This window comes from Amycolatopsis sp. PS_44_ISF1 (assembly GCF_032335455.1).
Lineage (GTDB): Bacteria > Actinomycetota > Actinomycetes > Mycobacteriales > Pseudonocardiaceae > Amycolatopsis.
This window is the reverse complement of the sequence record NZ_JANUXO010000003.1, coordinates 232,774-246,035: the sequence shown is the minus strand read 5'-3', so window position 1 is coordinate 246,035 and position 13,262 is coordinate 232,774. Positions and strand designations below refer to the sequence as shown.

At 72.2% G+C, this 13,262-nt stretch carries 15 protein-coding genes; 2 read left to right on the top strand and 13 right to left on the bottom strand.

Annotated features, from left to right (window positions below):
- Window positions 1–17 precede the first annotated feature (17 nt).
- From NYF13_RS27515 to NYF13_RS27490, 6 genes are all read right to left on the bottom strand, one after another.
- The gene (locus NYF13_RS27515) at window positions 18–758 is read right to left on the bottom strand and encodes an ABC transporter permease (protein ID WP_315660671.1); all 741 of its coding nucleotides are present in this window, start codon (window positions 756–758) and stop codon (window positions 18–20) included.
- Window positions 755–1,714 (bottom strand): ABC transporter ATP-binding protein, encoded by a 960-nt coding sequence (locus NYF13_RS27510; RefSeq protein WP_315660669.1) that lies wholly within the window; start codon window positions 1,712–1,714, stop codon window positions 755–757. Before NYF13_RS27510 ends, NYF13_RS27515 begins: the two co-directional genes overlap by 4 nt.
- A 222-nt stretch (window positions 1,715–1,936) precedes the next feature.
- Window positions 1,937–3,325 carry a glycine--tRNA ligase gene (locus NYF13_RS27505; protein ID WP_315661255.1) on the bottom strand — a complete coding sequence of 463 codons (1,389 nt, stop codon included), beginning with the start codon at window positions 3,323–3,325 and terminating at the stop codon, window positions 1,937–1,939.
- A gap of 96 nt (window positions 3,326–3,421) precedes the next feature.
- Complete coding sequence (locus tag NYF13_RS27500) at window positions 3,422–4,072, bottom strand: class F sortase (protein ID WP_315660668.1); 651 nt, start codon at window positions 4,070–4,072, stop codon at window positions 3,422–3,424.
- Between the two features lie 77 nt (window positions 4,073–4,149).
- Window positions 4,150–4,788: a class F sortase gene (locus tag NYF13_RS27495; protein ID WP_315660667.1), complete on the bottom strand. Its 639-nt coding sequence runs from the start codon at window positions 4,786–4,788 to the stop codon at window positions 4,150–4,152.
- A gap of 2 nt (window positions 4,789–4,790) precedes the next feature.
- Window positions 4,791–5,882 carry a hypothetical protein gene (locus NYF13_RS27490; protein WP_315660666.1) on the bottom strand — a complete coding sequence of 364 codons (1,092 nt, stop codon included), beginning with the start codon at window positions 5,880–5,882 and terminating at the stop codon, window positions 4,791–4,793.
- A 282-nt stretch (window positions 5,883–6,164) separates the two neighbouring features.
- Between NYF13_RS27490 and NYF13_RS27485 the strand changes: the two genes are divergently transcribed.
- Both NYF13_RS27485 and NYF13_RS27480 read left to right on the top strand, forming a co-directional pair.
- Window positions 6,165–6,548: a metalloregulator ArsR/SmtB family transcription factor gene (locus NYF13_RS27485; RefSeq protein ID WP_315660665.1), complete on the top strand. Its 384-nt coding sequence runs from the start codon at window positions 6,165–6,167 to the stop codon at window positions 6,546–6,548.
- A complete protein-coding gene (locus NYF13_RS27480; protein WP_315660663.1) occupies window positions 6,545–6,964 on the top strand; it encodes a Fur family transcriptional regulator in 420 nt (139 codons plus the stop codon). The genes NYF13_RS27485 and NYF13_RS27480 overlap by 4 nt, the downstream gene beginning before the upstream one ends.
- Window positions 6,965–7,407: 443 nt before the next feature.
- Here NYF13_RS27480 and NYF13_RS27475 read toward each other — a convergent pair whose 3' ends face one another.
- From NYF13_RS27475 to NYF13_RS27445, 7 genes are all read right to left on the bottom strand, one after another.
- A complete protein-coding gene (locus NYF13_RS27475) occupies window positions 7,408–8,184 on the bottom strand; it encodes a TIGR03943 family putative permease subunit (protein ID WP_315660662.1) in 777 nt (258 codons plus the stop codon).
- The gene (locus NYF13_RS27470; RefSeq protein WP_315660661.1) at window positions 8,181–9,200 is read right to left on the bottom strand and encodes a permease; all 1,020 of its coding nucleotides are present in this window, start codon (window positions 9,198–9,200) and stop codon (window positions 8,181–8,183) included. The genes NYF13_RS27475 and NYF13_RS27470 overlap by 4 nt, the downstream gene beginning before the upstream one ends.
- 253 nt (window positions 9,201–9,453) lie before the next feature.
- On the bottom strand, window positions 9,454–9,882 hold the full coding sequence (locus NYF13_RS27465; RefSeq protein WP_315660660.1) for a hypothetical protein: 429 nt from the start codon (window positions 9,880–9,882) through the stop codon (window positions 9,454–9,456).
- Window positions 9,879–10,715 carry an isoprenyl transferase gene (locus NYF13_RS27460; RefSeq protein WP_315660658.1) on the bottom strand — a complete coding sequence of 279 codons (837 nt, stop codon included), beginning with the start codon at window positions 10,713–10,715 and terminating at the stop codon, window positions 9,879–9,881. Before NYF13_RS27460 ends, NYF13_RS27465 begins: the two co-directional genes overlap by 4 nt.
- A gap of 43 nt (window positions 10,716–10,758) precedes the next feature.
- Complete coding sequence (gene recO / locus NYF13_RS27455) at window positions 10,759–11,520, bottom strand: DNA repair protein RecO (protein ID WP_315660657.1); 762 nt, start codon at window positions 11,518–11,520, stop codon at window positions 10,759–10,761.
- 49 nt (window positions 11,521–11,569) lie between these two features.
- The gene (locus NYF13_RS27450; RefSeq protein WP_315660656.1) at window positions 11,570–12,106 is read right to left on the bottom strand and encodes a CD225/dispanin family protein; all 537 of its coding nucleotides are present in this window, start codon (window positions 12,104–12,106) and stop codon (window positions 11,570–11,572) included.
- 68 nt (window positions 12,107–12,174) lie between these two features.
- Window positions 12,175–13,218 carry an RDD family protein gene (locus NYF13_RS27445; protein WP_315660655.1) on the bottom strand — a complete coding sequence of 348 codons (1,044 nt, stop codon included), beginning with the start codon at window positions 13,216–13,218 and terminating at the stop codon, window positions 12,175–12,177.
- Between the last annotated feature and the right edge of the window lie 44 nt (window positions 13,219–13,262).

The window sequence follows — 13,262 nt, the reverse complement described above, 5'->3', positions numbered from 1 at the left end:
TCCGGTTCCCGCCCGCCTCAGACCCGTGCACTGTCCTTACGGTAACGCCTGATCACGAGCGTCCCGAGCACCACGGTCCAGGCGCCGAGCACGCCGGCCGCCGCCGGGAAGCTCACCAGCAGCTCGTCGGTCACGGCCGGGCGCACCAGGCCGATCACCCAGTAGGTCGGCATCACCTGGGCCAGCTCGTGCATCCAGCCGGGCATGCCCTCGATCGGGATCCACAGCCCGCCGAGGAAGCCCATGCCCAGCATGACCAGCATGTTCACCGGCTGCATCGACTCCGGTGTGCCGTACTGGCCGAGCAGCAGGCCGAGCAGCACGAGCGGGATGGTGCCGAGCCAGATCCCGGCGACGATGCGGACCCAGCCGGCCGCGCCGAGGTGCACCCCTTCGGCGAAGATCGCGATCAGCGGCACCAGCACCAGCGCGGGCAGGCCCACGAGCAGACCGGACAGCGCCTTGCCGCCGAGGTAGCCCGCGCCGGAGAGCGGGGTCAGCCGGAGCTGCCGCTGCCAGCCGGTGGCGCGTTCGGCGGCGAGCTTGGCGCCGTTCATGGTGGCCGCGGCGAACGTGCCGAAGGCCATCATGTTGACCATGACCACCGCGGTGACGGCCGCGTGACCCGGATCGCCGGCCTTGGTGAAGACGTTGGCCTGCAACAGGAACATCACCGCGGGGAAGGCGACCACGAACACCAGGAACCGCGGGGAGCGAAACAGCCGCCGGATCTCGACGGCGAGGTAGCCAAGGCTCATCGGACTGCTTCTTCCGTGCTGGTGTCGCTCGCGGTCAGGGAAAGGAACGCGCCTTCGAGGCCGACGGCGCTGATTTCGATGTCCCGCACGTCCGGCACGGCCGCCATCAGGGCCCGCAGCGTGGCATCGGAGGCGGAGCTGGAAATGGCGGCACGCTCACCGCGCAGCTCGAACTCGGTCACGGCGGGCAGCCCGGCCAGCATCGGCCCGGTGGCCTGCGTCGCGCCGGGCAGCACGGCCCGGATGGTGCGCCCGCCGGCCAGCGCGCGGACCTGCGCCACCGTCCCGTCGGCGACGACGCGCCCGGAGCGCATGAGGACCACGCGGTCGGCGAACTCCTCGGCCTCCTCCAGGTAGTGCGTCGCGAACAGCACGGTCCGCCCGCTCTCGGTGAAGGCGTACATGGACTTCCAGAACTCCCGCCGCGTCCCGACGTCCATCGCGGCGGTCGGCTCGTCGAGCACGAGCAGGTCCGGATCGGCCACCAGCGCGACGGCGAACCGCACCCGCTGCTTCTGCCCGCCGGAGAGCTTGTTGGCCCGCCGATCGGCCAGCTCGGCGATACCCGCCCGCTCGAGCGCCTCGGCCGGCGGCATCGACCGGCGGTGCAGGTTCGCGACCAGGCCGACGGTCTCGCGCACGGTCAGGTCGTCGAGCAGCGTGCCGCCCTGCAGCATCGCCCCGATCATCCCGTCCCGCACGGCCCCGGCCGGCGTCCGGCCGAACACCCTGACCACCCCCGCGTCGGCCCGGCTGAGCCCCAGGATCAGGTCGACGGTGGTGGACTTGCCCGCACCGTTCGGCCCGAGCAGCGCCACGACCTCCCCGGGCGCGATGCTCAGGTCGACCCCGTCGACGGCGCGCACCCCGCCGTACTGCTTCTTCAACCCGCTCAGGTGAACGGCCGCCCCAGCCGCGACGTCCTGCGCCTCGCGCCCGGCCTGTGTGGTTTCCATGCGGTCAAGCCTGCTGGACGCAGAACGCCAGAGCACAGGTGTTGCGTCACGACGTGGGCATGACAGGTGTCAGGGGTGCGGCATTCACCGCCTCGGGCAGGCCCGGAAAAAACGGGCAGAGCCAGCTACTGGCGCCGGTGGGCTTCCTGGCCAGACGCAACGAGGGGCCCACCGACAGCTAGGCCATGCAAAGTCCGAGGCAAGCCGTCCGCCGAGAAGACCTCAGCAGCCGATCAGCCGCGCGCCCAGGTAGGACTCCACCTGGTCGATCGCGATGCGCTCCTGCTTCATGCTGTCGCGCTCGCGGATGGTCACCGCGTTGTCCTCCAGGGTGTCGAAGTCGACGGTGACGCAGTACGGCGTGCCGATCTCGTCCTGGCGGCGGTAGCGGCGGCCGATGGCCTGGGCGTCGTCGAAGTCGACGTTCCAGTGCTTGCGCAGGGTGGCCGCGAGGTCGCGGGCCTTGGGCGAGAGGTCGGCGTTGCGGGACAGCGGCAGCACCGCGGCCTTGTACGGGGACAGGCGCGGGTCCAGGCGCAGGACCGTGCGCTTGTCCGTGCCGCCCTTGGCGTTCGGGACCTCTTCCTCTTCGAACGAGTCGACGAGGAAGGCCATCATCGAACGGCCCACGCCCGCGGCCGGCTCGATCACGAACGGGCGGTAGCGCTGGCCCGAGGCCTGGTCGAAGAACGACAGGTCCACGCCCGAGTGGTTCGAGTGCGTGGTCAGGTCGAAGTCGGTGCGGTTGGCGATGCCTTCCAGCTCACCCCATTCCTGGCCCGCGTTGAACGCGAAGCGGTACTCGATGTCGACGGTGCGCTTCGCGTAGTGCGAAAGCTTTTCCTTCGGGTGCTCGAAATGGCGCAGGTTCTCGGCCTTGATGCCGAGGTCGGTGTACCACTTCGTACGCGTGTCGATCCAGTACTGGTGCCAGGTCTCGTCCTCGCCCGGCTCGACGAAGAACTCCATCTCCATCTGCTCGAACTCGCGCGTGCGGAAGATGAAGTTGCCCGGCGTGATCTCGTTGCGGAAGGACTTGCCGACCTGGCCGATGCCGAACGGCGGCTTCTTGCGCGAAGCCTGCTGCACGTTGTTGAAGTTCACGAAGATGCCCTGCGCGGTCTCCGGGCGGAGGTAGTGCAGGCCGTCCTCGGACTCGACCGGGCCGAGGTAGGTCTTCAGCATCATGTTGAAGTCACGCGGGTCGGTGTACTTGCCGCGGGTGCCGCAGTTCGGGCACGGCACGTCGGACAGGTCGTCCTCCGAGGTCTCCTTGCCGCTGCGCTCCGCGTACTCCTCGGCGAGCTGGTCGGCCCGGAACCGCTTGTGGCACGAAAGGCACTCGATCAGCGGGTCGGTGAACACGTTCACGTGCCCCGAGGCGACCCACACCTGGCGCGGGAGGATGACCGAGGAGTCGAGGCCGACCACGTCTTCGCGGCCCTGCACCATGGTCTTCCACCACTGGCGCTTGATGTTGTCCTTCAGCTCCACGCCGAGCGGCCCGTAGTCCCACGCCGACCTGGTGCCGCCGTAGATCTCCCCCGACGGGAAGACGAAGCCACGGCGCTTGCACAGACTGACGACGGTTTCGATGGTGTTGGCGGGCACTCCACGCTCCGGACGCATGCGGGGACGGTTATCGGACTTAGAACGTCCAGCCTATCCGGCCGCCCTCGTGGCGCCTGCGGCGGAGGTGAGAAGCGGTCAGGGCCGGGTCACGAGTTCGGCCGCGGCCACCCGATTGTCGTCGTAACCCTCGGTACCGCCGACGTAGTCGCCGCCGCAGGTGACGAGGACCAGCCGGTGCGGCCCGTCGGGCGAGAACAGCTTCTCCGACTCGGCCGCCAGGCCCGACTTGTGGATCGTGCGGACCTCGTCCACCCGGTAGCTCCACCGCGCGCCCGCGGTGTCGGTGACGGTGACCGTCTGGCCCTCCTTCAGCTGCCACAGCTGGTTGAACGGACCGGTGCGGCCCTTCCAGTTGACGTGCCCGGAGAACAGCGTGACGCCCCTGGCCGCGCCGAGCCCGGAGCCCCACCACGCCGCCTCGTCGAGACTCGGCGGGATGACCAGCGCCCCGTCGGCGCCGACCTCCTCGGGCACCAGCTTCGCGGTGCCACCGGCGGGCAGGCTGACCGTGCCGGGCGTACGGCCGGGATCCGCCTGCGGCTGCGGCCCGCCCGGGCCGGCGGACGGGCGCGACGCGGACGCAGGCAAGGACCCAACGGACCCGGACGACGGCGACGGGCCGGCCGAGCCGCACCCGGTGACCAGCGCGGCCACCGCCGCCAGCCCGGCGACCAGCCGCGCCCCTCGCCACGAACCCCTCGCGGTGTGTTCCTGTGTCCCCTGCATCGTGCTCCCTGGTTCGGCGGGTACTCGCCGGGAGACATGCCGCGGGAGGCCCCGGGGGTTGCACCGGGTCGGCGGGCTCAGTCCGGGCGCGAAACCAGGTTCGCCGTCACGATCCGGTTCTCGTCGTAACCTTCGCGCCCACCGACGTAGTCGCCGCCGCAGGTCACGAGTACCAGCCGGTGCGGGCCGCTCTGCGCGAACCACCGCGGGGCCTGCGCGGGCAGCTCCCCCTTCGCCACGGTCATGGCTCCGGTCACGCGGTAGAGCCACCGGCCGCCGGCGGCGTCGACGATGCTCACGTCGTCGCCGGTGCGGATCCGCCACAGCTCGTCGAACGGCCCCTTGGCGCCGCCCCAGTTGACGTGCCCGGACAGCACCGCGGCGCCCTGTTCGGCACCGAGCCGGGCGCCCCACCACGCCGCGTCGACGAGCCCGCGCGGGATCGGCAGCACGCCGTCGCGGGTCACCTCGGTGCGCACCAGGCGCGACTCGGCGCCACCGGGCAGCCGGACGGTGCCGGGCCGCTGCTGCCCCACCGCGGAGCTGTCGGCGGGCAGCACGGCGGGCGCGCCGTCCTCACCGGGCAGTGAGCCCGGCGGGGGCTCGGCCGCGGCGACCGGCGCCGGGGCGGGCGCCCAGGTCAGCACCACCACCCCCGCAGCCAGCCCGAGCACGGCGAGCCCCGAGAACAGCAGGATCAGCGCTCGGCGAAGCACGGTTACTCGCCGCGGGCCACGCGACGGCGTCCGAGCCCGATCGCCAGCGCGCCGAAGACCAGGCCGCCGCCCAGCAGGCCGAGACCGATCGGCACCCGGCGGCCACTCGGCGGCGCGGGCGCGGGGGCCAGGTACCCAGCCGGGACCTCGGTCGGCACCGGCGGCTGGTTCACCTTCGCTCCACCGCTGGTACCACCGGCGGGCCGGGCCACGAAGTCCTTCGGGATCGAGCAGCTGACGCCGCCGAGCACGATGGTCGTCGGCACGTCCTGGAGCTGGACGTCCGCCGCGTCGTGCACGTGGGTGGTGATCCGGACCCGCCAGCCGGCCACCGCGGTCACGTCGCCGGCCCGCCAGCCGTCCTGCTTGATCAACTGGTCGAAGGCCGAGACCCGGGACACCTCGAGGTCCGACACCGTGGTGTCGCGGCTGGCCTGCGGAACGGAGCCGGGCGCGCCCATGCGCAGGTTGCTCACGCGCAGCGTGGCCGAGCCCTCGGGCACGGCCACCGGGCGCAACGCGTCGCCGTCGCCGCGGACCCACAGCCGCGTGACGCTCGTCGTGCCGGTGAGCTTCCTCGGCGCAGCACAGTCGACCGCGCTGCGGGCGCCTTCGAGGACCAGCACGGTGTCGTCGACCGGTCCGGCGCCGCCGCGGGCGTGGTCACGCAGCGCGTAGTTGGTCTCGGCGACGGCCCTGGGCACGTCCGTGGCCTGCAGTTCCGCGACGACGTCGTGGTCGCGGCTGGCGATGCCGGCCGGGTACGGGCTCGGCGCGCCGCTGCCGTACGGGCCGAGGTCGATCTCGTAGTTGCCGCCGAAGCTGGCGCGCTCTCCGTCGTTCTTCGGCACGGAAACGCGGTCCTCGCCGAGCTTCGACCGGCCGGGGCTCACCGGGGAGCGCTGGGTTTCGGTGATCAGCGCCCCGCCGTGCTGCGCGTCCGCGCCGAGCCGCACCGAGGCCGCGTTGGCGAACGACACCGGGCCGGTCCGCTCGTCCACTCCCGCCGCGGTCCGGGCCGAAGCCGTGACTGGCGCGAGCACGGGCAGTGCCGCGCAGACCGCCACCACCGTCTTGGTCACGAAACGGGTCATGTCTCCCCACTGCCTCCGGCTCACCACGCGCGGGTCGTCAGCGTGGCCAGCAGCGACGAAACGCCCCGCGACACCAGTGCACCGTAGGCGACCGGTTGCGAAGCCGTGGTGCCAATCCTTCACGGACTCACCCGCGCGGGTGAGTCCGGACTGCGGGGGCGGTGGCCGCGCGCGAGGGCGGGGGAACACTACGATGGTGGCGACCGTTACCGGTAATGACATCCGGCTTCGGAATCCGGCGCCCCGGATTCCCGGGTGATCGAGACGTGACTGGAGGCAGCGATGGCCACGGCGACTTCGGGCGCTCTCTCGGCCGGCCCGATCCCCCCGGAGGCCGAGCCGCACTCGCCCGGGCGTCCCGCCGCCGCCCCGCTCGGCGCGTCCGCCGGCATCCTCGCCGACGCCGGGGACCTGCTGCGCGCGCTGGCCGCGCCGGTCCGGATTGCGATCGTGCTGCAGCTCCGGGAGTCGGATCGGTGCGTGCACGAGCTGGTGGACGCCCTCGACGTGGCGCAGCCGCTGATCAGCCAGCACCTGCGCGTGCTGAAGACCGCGGGCGTGGTGGAGGGCGAGCGGCGCGGCCGTGAAGTGGTCTACCGCCTGGTGGACGACCACCTGGCCCACATCGTCGTCGACGCGGTGGCCCACGTGCAGGAAGGGAAATGACGATGACCTCGGCCCCGGTGCCCGGCCGCCGCTCGACCAAGCAGCGCACCGCGGTGGTGGACCTGCTCAACACCGTCGACGACTTCCGCTCGGCCCAAGAACTGCACGACGAGCTGCGCAAACGGGGCGACGGAATCGGCCTGACCACCGTCTACCGCACCCTGCAGTCCCTGTCCGAGGCCGGCGAGATCGACGTGCTCCGCACCGATTCGGGTGAGGCCATCTACCGCCGCTGCTCCTCCCACCACCACCATCACCTGGTCTGCCGCGTGTGCGGCCGCACGGTGGAGGTCGAGGGCCCCGCGGTGGAGCGCTGGGCGGAGAAGATCGCTTCGGAGAACGGGTTCTCCGACATCAGCCACACGGTGGAGATCACCGGCACCTGCGCCGAGCACGCGGCCGGCGCGGCTCGGTAAGTCGGACAGGACAGCTCAGCCCGGGGCCACTCCGCCACAAGTCGAGCGAAGCGATGTCGCCAGACGGCGCTCGGTGTCGATGGGCGGGCAGCGCGCTTCAGCCCAGAGCGATCCGGGCGCGACAGGTCGCACGGCGAGACTCGGCCCAGCGCGATCTGACAAGACAAAGCGTGCAGCACAGCTCGGCCCAGCGCGATCCGATATGGCCAAGCAAGCAGCGCAGCTCGGCTCTGGTTGATTCGACGCGACAAGCCGGAGAGTGCCGTAGGGCCAGAGCACTCCGGCACCCATTCGGCGGGCCCGGCCACGCTCGACCGGGCTTAGCTCGCCGCCCGGCCCGGCCCAAGCCGCCAGCGCCAGTGACACCGGCCCGCCGGACGTGGGCCCGCTCGGCGTGGCGCAGGTGACCCCGGATTTCGGCGCGGATGCGTCGGCTCGCGGCCTCAGTACTCGTACGGGTCTTTCGGCGCCGGGATGCGCTCGATGGTGGCCAGGGTCAGGTCCGGGGTGTAGCTGTTGGCCTCGCTGGCGGTGCCGGGCACGACCTGGCCGGTGACCTGGAGCCAGGTGTCGCTGGGGAAGCGGTCGGCGGCGGGGCCCTTGAGGTGGACCGTCACCGGGGAGGCGTCGGCGGCGCAGCAGCTGATCACCAGGCGCGCGAGCAGGGTCTGGCCCCCGGCGTGGACGACGAAGCCGGTCATCGACACGGTGCGTCCGTTCAGGGTTCCGTTCGAGTCCCAGCCGGCCCGGCTAACCACCTCGTTCATCGCCATCGGCACCACCGGGCCCGCGGGCAGCGGCGGGAACGCCGCGGCCGAGGTGTTGGCCGCGCTCTGCGGGATCCGGGCCTCCGTGCGGGTCACCGAATCCGCGCCCAGCGCGGGCGGCGCCACCAGGAACACCGCGAGCACCGGCACCACCAGCAGCCACGCGGACCGCACGGTGTGGGAATGCCCGTGGCCGTCGTCTGCGTGGGCGGCGTGGGCGGGCTCCGCGCCGTGGTCCGGGCCCGCCGCCGAGGCCGCACGGGTGGTGGCCCGGGCGGTCAGGACGTCGCTGACGATCGCGACGCCGCCGAGCACCAGCATCACCGCCCCGCCGAGGATGATCCACGGCTGCTGTGCGGGCTTGACGTAGCGCAGGTAGTCGCCGTTCAGGGCGATCTTCACCAGCGCGCCGCCGAGCAGGATGAGCAGCACGTTCTGCGTTTCGCGCCTCATCGCGCACCCCCCAGCACCAGCAGGCCGGCGACGCTGCCGCAGGCCAGCGCGACCACGAAGGTCACCGGTGCGAACCGCGCGGCGAAGGACCGGCCGAACGTGCCCGCCTGCAGGGCGAACAGCTTGACGTCGATGGCCGGCCCGACCACCAGGAAGACCAGCTTCGGCAGCATCGGCACCGCCGTCAGCGACGCGGCGACGAACGCGTCCGCCTCACTGCACAGCGCCAGCACCACGGCCAGCACCGCCATCACCAGCACCCCGACCACGACCTGGTCCGACAGCACGCCGAACCACTTCTCCGGCACCAGCACGTTCAGCGTGGAGGAGATCAGCGCGCCCAGCACCAGGAACCCGCCGGCCTCCACCAGGTCCGTGCGCGCGGTCTCGGCGAACACCTTCCAGCGCTGCCCCGGCGCGACGTCGGGCAGCCGCCGCAGCGCGCGCTCGGTGATCCACGACAGCTTGCCCCAGCGGGCCCAGATCCAGCCCATGGTCATCGCGGTGGCGAGCGAACCGGCGAACCGGGCCAGCACCATCTCCGGCCGCCCGGGAAACGCGACCGCGGTGGCCACCAGCACCACCGGGTTCACCGCCGGCGCGGCCAGCAGGAAGGTCAGCGCGGCCGCGGGCGCGACGCCCTGGCCGATCAGCCGCCGCGCGACCGGCACCGAAGCGCACTCACAGCCGGGCAGCGCGACCCCGGCGAGCCCGGCGACTCCGACCGCGGCGCCGGCCTTCTTCGGCAGCACCCGCTCCAGCACCCGCGCCGGTACGAAGGCCGCGATCGCGCCGCTGATCAGGACCCCGAGCACCAGGAACGGCAACGCCTGCACGCACACCGCGACGAACACCGTGGAGCCGGTGCGCAGCGCGGGCACGTCGAAGGCGTTCTGGAGCCAGCCCTGGGCCAGGATGGCGACCAGCAGCACGGCGCACAGGATCTCGATGGAGCTGATCCGGAACCGCCGCGTGCGCCGAGGCTCCTCGGTCGTGGTGCGGGAGAGGGTTTCCACGAGCCCGATGATGCCAGTGCACCCCGACGAGATCACAGCCGCACGCGTCGCGAACGGTCCTCTCGCGACGGTTTCCGGGGATTTTCACCCGGGCGGCGATCCCAGGAGCGGCAAACCGGGCAGATCCGGCCGGGCTCCGAAGCTCAGGAGGCCGCACGGGAACCGCGCCGGCCCGAACTCAACCGTTCAGCCCGCCGCCCGGGACCGGGCAGACTCACCCGGCCTACACCGGGAGGCGGGCGGACCAAGGCCCTCAGCCCCCGCCGGGGGTGAGCCCGGGCAGTTCCGTCCGCAGCTGCGACGCCGTCGACACCACCAGCATCAGCAGGGTGCCCAGCGGCGAAAGCTCCATGCCCTCGGCCGGGAACGCGTACCGCAGCGTCACGTCGAGCCCGTTCTCGGTGTGCCCGACGCCGAGGGTGCCGAACAAGCCCTGGCCCGCCCGCTCCGCGACCGCCACGGCGAGGGCCGGGTCCTCCGGCAGGTCCCAGGCCACGACGCAGGTCAGGCTGAGCACCGTGAGGCCCTCGGCCAGCCGCGTCGCCTGGATCACGCACGGCACGTCGGCGTGGGAGAAGGTGATGGCGCCGTCGTCGTCCACGCGCACGTCGAGGTAGCGCTCCAGCGCCTCGCGGGCGAGGGTGAGCAGTGCGCCGGTTTCGGCGGCCTCCGCGGTGGTCATGATGCCTCTCCTTCCGCGGCCGCCCGCTCCGCTTGGTCGACCGCCGCGCCGAAGCGGCGGTCTCGCTTCGCGAACTCCAGGCAGGCGCGCCACAGGTGGGTCCGGTCGAAGTCGGGGAACAGCGTGTCCTGGTAGACCATCTCGGCGTACGCGGACTGCCACAGCAGGAAGTTCGACGTCCGCTGCTCACCCGAAGGGCGCAGGAACAGGTCGACGTCGGGCATTTCCGGCTGGTACAGGTACTTGCCGATGGTGCGCTCGTCGATCTTGTCCGGGTTGATCCGGCCCGCGGCCACGTCCTGGCCGATCCGGCGCATCGCGTCGCCCAGTTCGGCGCGGCCGCCGTAGTTGACGCACATGGTCATGGTGAGCGCCGTGTTGTCCTTCGTCTTCTCCTCGGCGACCTGGAGTTCCTTGATCACGCTGGCCCACAGCTTCGGCCGCCGCCCGGCCCAGCGGATGCGCACGCCGATCGAGCCGAGGTAGTCCACCTGGCGCCGGATGGTGTCGCGGTTGAAGCCCATCAGGAACCGCACCTCTTCGGGGCTGCGCTTCCAGTTCTCCGTGGAGAACGCGTACACCGAGAGCCATTTGACGCCGAGTTCGACCGCGCCGCTGGCCACGTCGATCATCACGGCCTCACCGCGTTTGTGCCCCTCGATCCGGGGCAGGCCGCGCTGGTTGGCCCAGCGGCCGTTGCCGTCCATCACCAGCGCCACGTGCTGGGGGACCAGCTCCCGGGGGATCTCCGGGGGCCGGGCCCCGGACGGGTGCGGATCGGGCGCCCGCTGCTCGTAGCCCGACACCCGGTTCTCACGACCCCTGCGCAGCACTGAGCGCCTCCTCCGAAGGGTGAATCTTCCTACCAGGAGGACCCTACTTGCCCGGTGCCGTGACCTCCCGGGCGCGCCGCTCCACCAGGGGCAGGGACCGGAGCTGACGCTCCAGATGCCACTGCAGGTGGGCCGCGACCAGCCCGGACGCGTCCCGGCGGGTGATCCCGGGCGCCGCCTCCGCCACCGGCCACTCGCCGTGCAGCAGGGCTTCGAGCAGGACCAGCACCTCGGGCGCGGGGTGCACCGAGCCGGCGAGGCGGCAGTCGGGGCACATCGAGCCGCCCGCGGCGACGTTGAACGCGGCGTGCGGGCCCGGCAGCCCGCAGCGGGCGCACTCGGTGATGGCGGGCGCCCAGCCGGCGTAGGACATGGCGCGCAGGAAGAACGCGTCGAGCACCAGGGAAGGGTCGCGCTCGCCGCCCGCGAGCGCGCGCAGGGCGCCGACAGCCAGCAGGTACAGCTTCAGCACCGGCTCGCCCTCTTCGGCCGACAGCCGGTCGGCCGTCTCCGCGATGGCGCTGGCCGCGGTGTAGCGCTGGTAGTCGGCGACCAGCGGCAGCGCGAACGCGTCCACGGTCTCGACCTGGGTGATCACGTCGAGGGTGCGGCCGGTGTAGAACTGCACGTCGACGTGGCCGAAGGGCTCCAGCCGGGCGCCGAACCGCGAGGAGGTGCGGCGCACGCCCTTGGCGACGGCGCGGACCTTGCCGTGCCGCCGGGTCAGCAGGGTGATGATCCGGTCGGCCTCACCCAGTTTGTGCGTGCGGAGCACCACTCCGGTGTCGCGGTACAGGTTCACCACCCCGACATCGTCCCACTTCCGGGCGACATCGGGGCGGTGACACCCTGGTTCAGCAGTAGTAGCCGCTGCAGTAGTGCGTGCTCACCGACGCGGCGGCGGCGATCGAGACGATGACCATGATGATCCCGAACGCCCACCCGATGGCGCCGATGATGGTGGCGATCAGGCACAGCGTCTTCGTGGTCTGGGAGGCCTGCTCGGCCATCACGTAGTTGCCCTGCATCTTGAAGGTGCGGACCTCGTTCGACTTCATGATGGCGAAGATCGCGAGGATCCACATCAGGAAGATGCAGCCGATCGCCCAGCCCTTGTACTCCTTGATCGAGTTGATGTCGCCGCCGCCGGGCAGGCCCATGCCCATGCCCGGTCCGCCGTAGGCCGGCTGGCCGTACGGGGCCGGCTGGGCGTACTGGCCCTGCGGGGCTCCGTAGGCGGGCAGGCCGCCGGACGGCGGGCCGTAACCCGGCTGCTGCGGCTGGCCGTAGGGCGGCTGCTGGCCGTAGGGCTGCGGCTGACCGTAGGGCTGCGGCTGACCGTAGGGCTGCGGCTGACCGTAGGGCTGCGGCTGACCGTAGGGATTGGTCATGACTGGTTACCCCAACTTCTCGTGGTCCCGGCGAGCTCCCCCGCCGCGGGTCTTTCCGGATGGACGGCTCAGTTCCGGCCGGACTGCTCCGGCGGGAGGTGCTGCGTGGCCTCGGACCAGCCGGGCTCGGCCGGTCCCGGCTTCAGCGCCTGGGTGCGCTCGGCCGGGTCGGACGCGCCGCCGTCCGGACGGCCCGGCGTGATCATCCGGGTCGCCTCGGCCTGCTCGAAACCGGACGCGCCGGAACCGTCCGGCTGCGGCCGGCCGAACGGCTGGCCCGGCTGACCGAACCCGCCCGGCTGCGGCTGGCCCGACTGGCCCGGCGGCGCGAACCCGCCCGGCTGCTGGGGCCAGCCCCCGAAGCCCGGCTGCGGTCCGGCCGGGGGGAACCCGCCGCCGAACGGCTGCTGAAGCTGGCCGAAGCCCGGCGGCCCGTACGGGGCGGCTACGGGCGCGGCCTCCGCAGGCACGACGATGGTGCCGATGATCTTGTCGGAGAAGGTCTGGGACTTGTCGTCCCACAACGGCCACAGGAAACCGAGGTAGCAGATCGCGCTGTCGAGGACGTGCGCGAGATCGCGGACGAAAGCCATACCGGCGCCGAGCGGCTGGCCGGTGTCCTCGCGGATCAGCCTGATGCCGAGGATCCGCCTGCCCAGCGACTGGCCGGTGGCGCCGGCCGCGATCCAGCGGTTGTAGACCGTCCAGCCGAGGAAGCCCAGGAGCGCGAAGAGGTAGACGATCGTGCCCGCGGAGGTGCTGGCGATGGTGACCAGGAGGGCCACGATCATGCCCGCGATCAGCGGCGCGATGTCGATCAGGTACGCCCCGGCGCGCTGGCCCCAGTTCGCGTAACCGCCGGGAGGACCGTACGAGCCCGGCATCCCGTACGGCGCGGGCGGGCCGAAAGCCGTCGGCTGACCGTACCCACCGGGCGACTGGCCGTAACCCGGCTGGCCGAAGCCACCGGTCACGGGCCGGCCGGGCTCGCCGGGCTGGGGGAACCCGCCAGAGGGCGGTTGCCGGCCGAAATCACCCGGCGAGCCGTACGGCCCGCCGGTGGGCGGCCGGCCCTGCGGCGGGCCGGTGGGCCGGCCGTAGGGATCGGTCATCGGGTATTCCCCCTCGTTCGTCGTTCACCCGCGCGATGCTTCGC

Bases quoted from the DNA above. Each gene is read 5' to 3' on its own strand.
- NYF13_RS27515 (WP_315660671.1), bottom strand. From the start codon at position 758: ATGAGCCTTGGCTACCTCGCCGTCGAGATCCGGCGGCTGTTTCGCTCC.
- NYF13_RS27510 (WP_315660669.1), bottom strand. From the start codon at position 1,714: ATGGAAACCACACAGGCCGGGCGCGAGGCGCAGGACGTCGCGGCTGGG.
- NYF13_RS27500 (WP_315660668.1), bottom strand. From the start codon at position 4,072: ATGCAGGGGACACAGGAACACACCGCGAGGGGTTCGTGGCGAGGGGCG.
- NYF13_RS27490 (WP_315660666.1), bottom strand. From the start codon at position 5,882: ATGACCCGTTTCGTGACCAAGACGGTGGTGGCGGTCTGCGCGGCACTG.
- NYF13_RS27485 (WP_315660665.1), top strand. From the start codon at position 6,165: ATGGCCACGGCGACTTCGGGCGCTCTCTCGGCCGGCCCGATCCCCCCG.
- NYF13_RS27480 (WP_315660663.1), top strand. From the start codon at position 6,545: ATGACGATGACCTCGGCCCCGGTGCCCGGCCGCCGCTCGACCAAGCAG.
- NYF13_RS27475 (WP_315660662.1), bottom strand. From the start codon at position 8,184: ATGAGGCGCGAAACGCAGAACGTGCTGCTCATCCTGCTCGGCGGCGCG.
- NYF13_RS27465 (WP_315660660.1), bottom strand. From the start codon at position 9,882: ATGACCACCGCGGAGGCCGCCGAAACCGGCGCACTGCTCACCCTCGCC.
- NYF13_RS27450 (WP_315660656.1), bottom strand. From the start codon at position 12,106: ATGACCAATCCCTACGGTCAGCCGCAGCCCTACGGTCAGCCGCAGCCC.
- NYF13_RS27445 (WP_315660655.1), bottom strand. From the start codon at position 13,218: ATGACCGATCCCTACGGCCGGCCCACCGGCCCGCCGCAGGGCCGGCCG.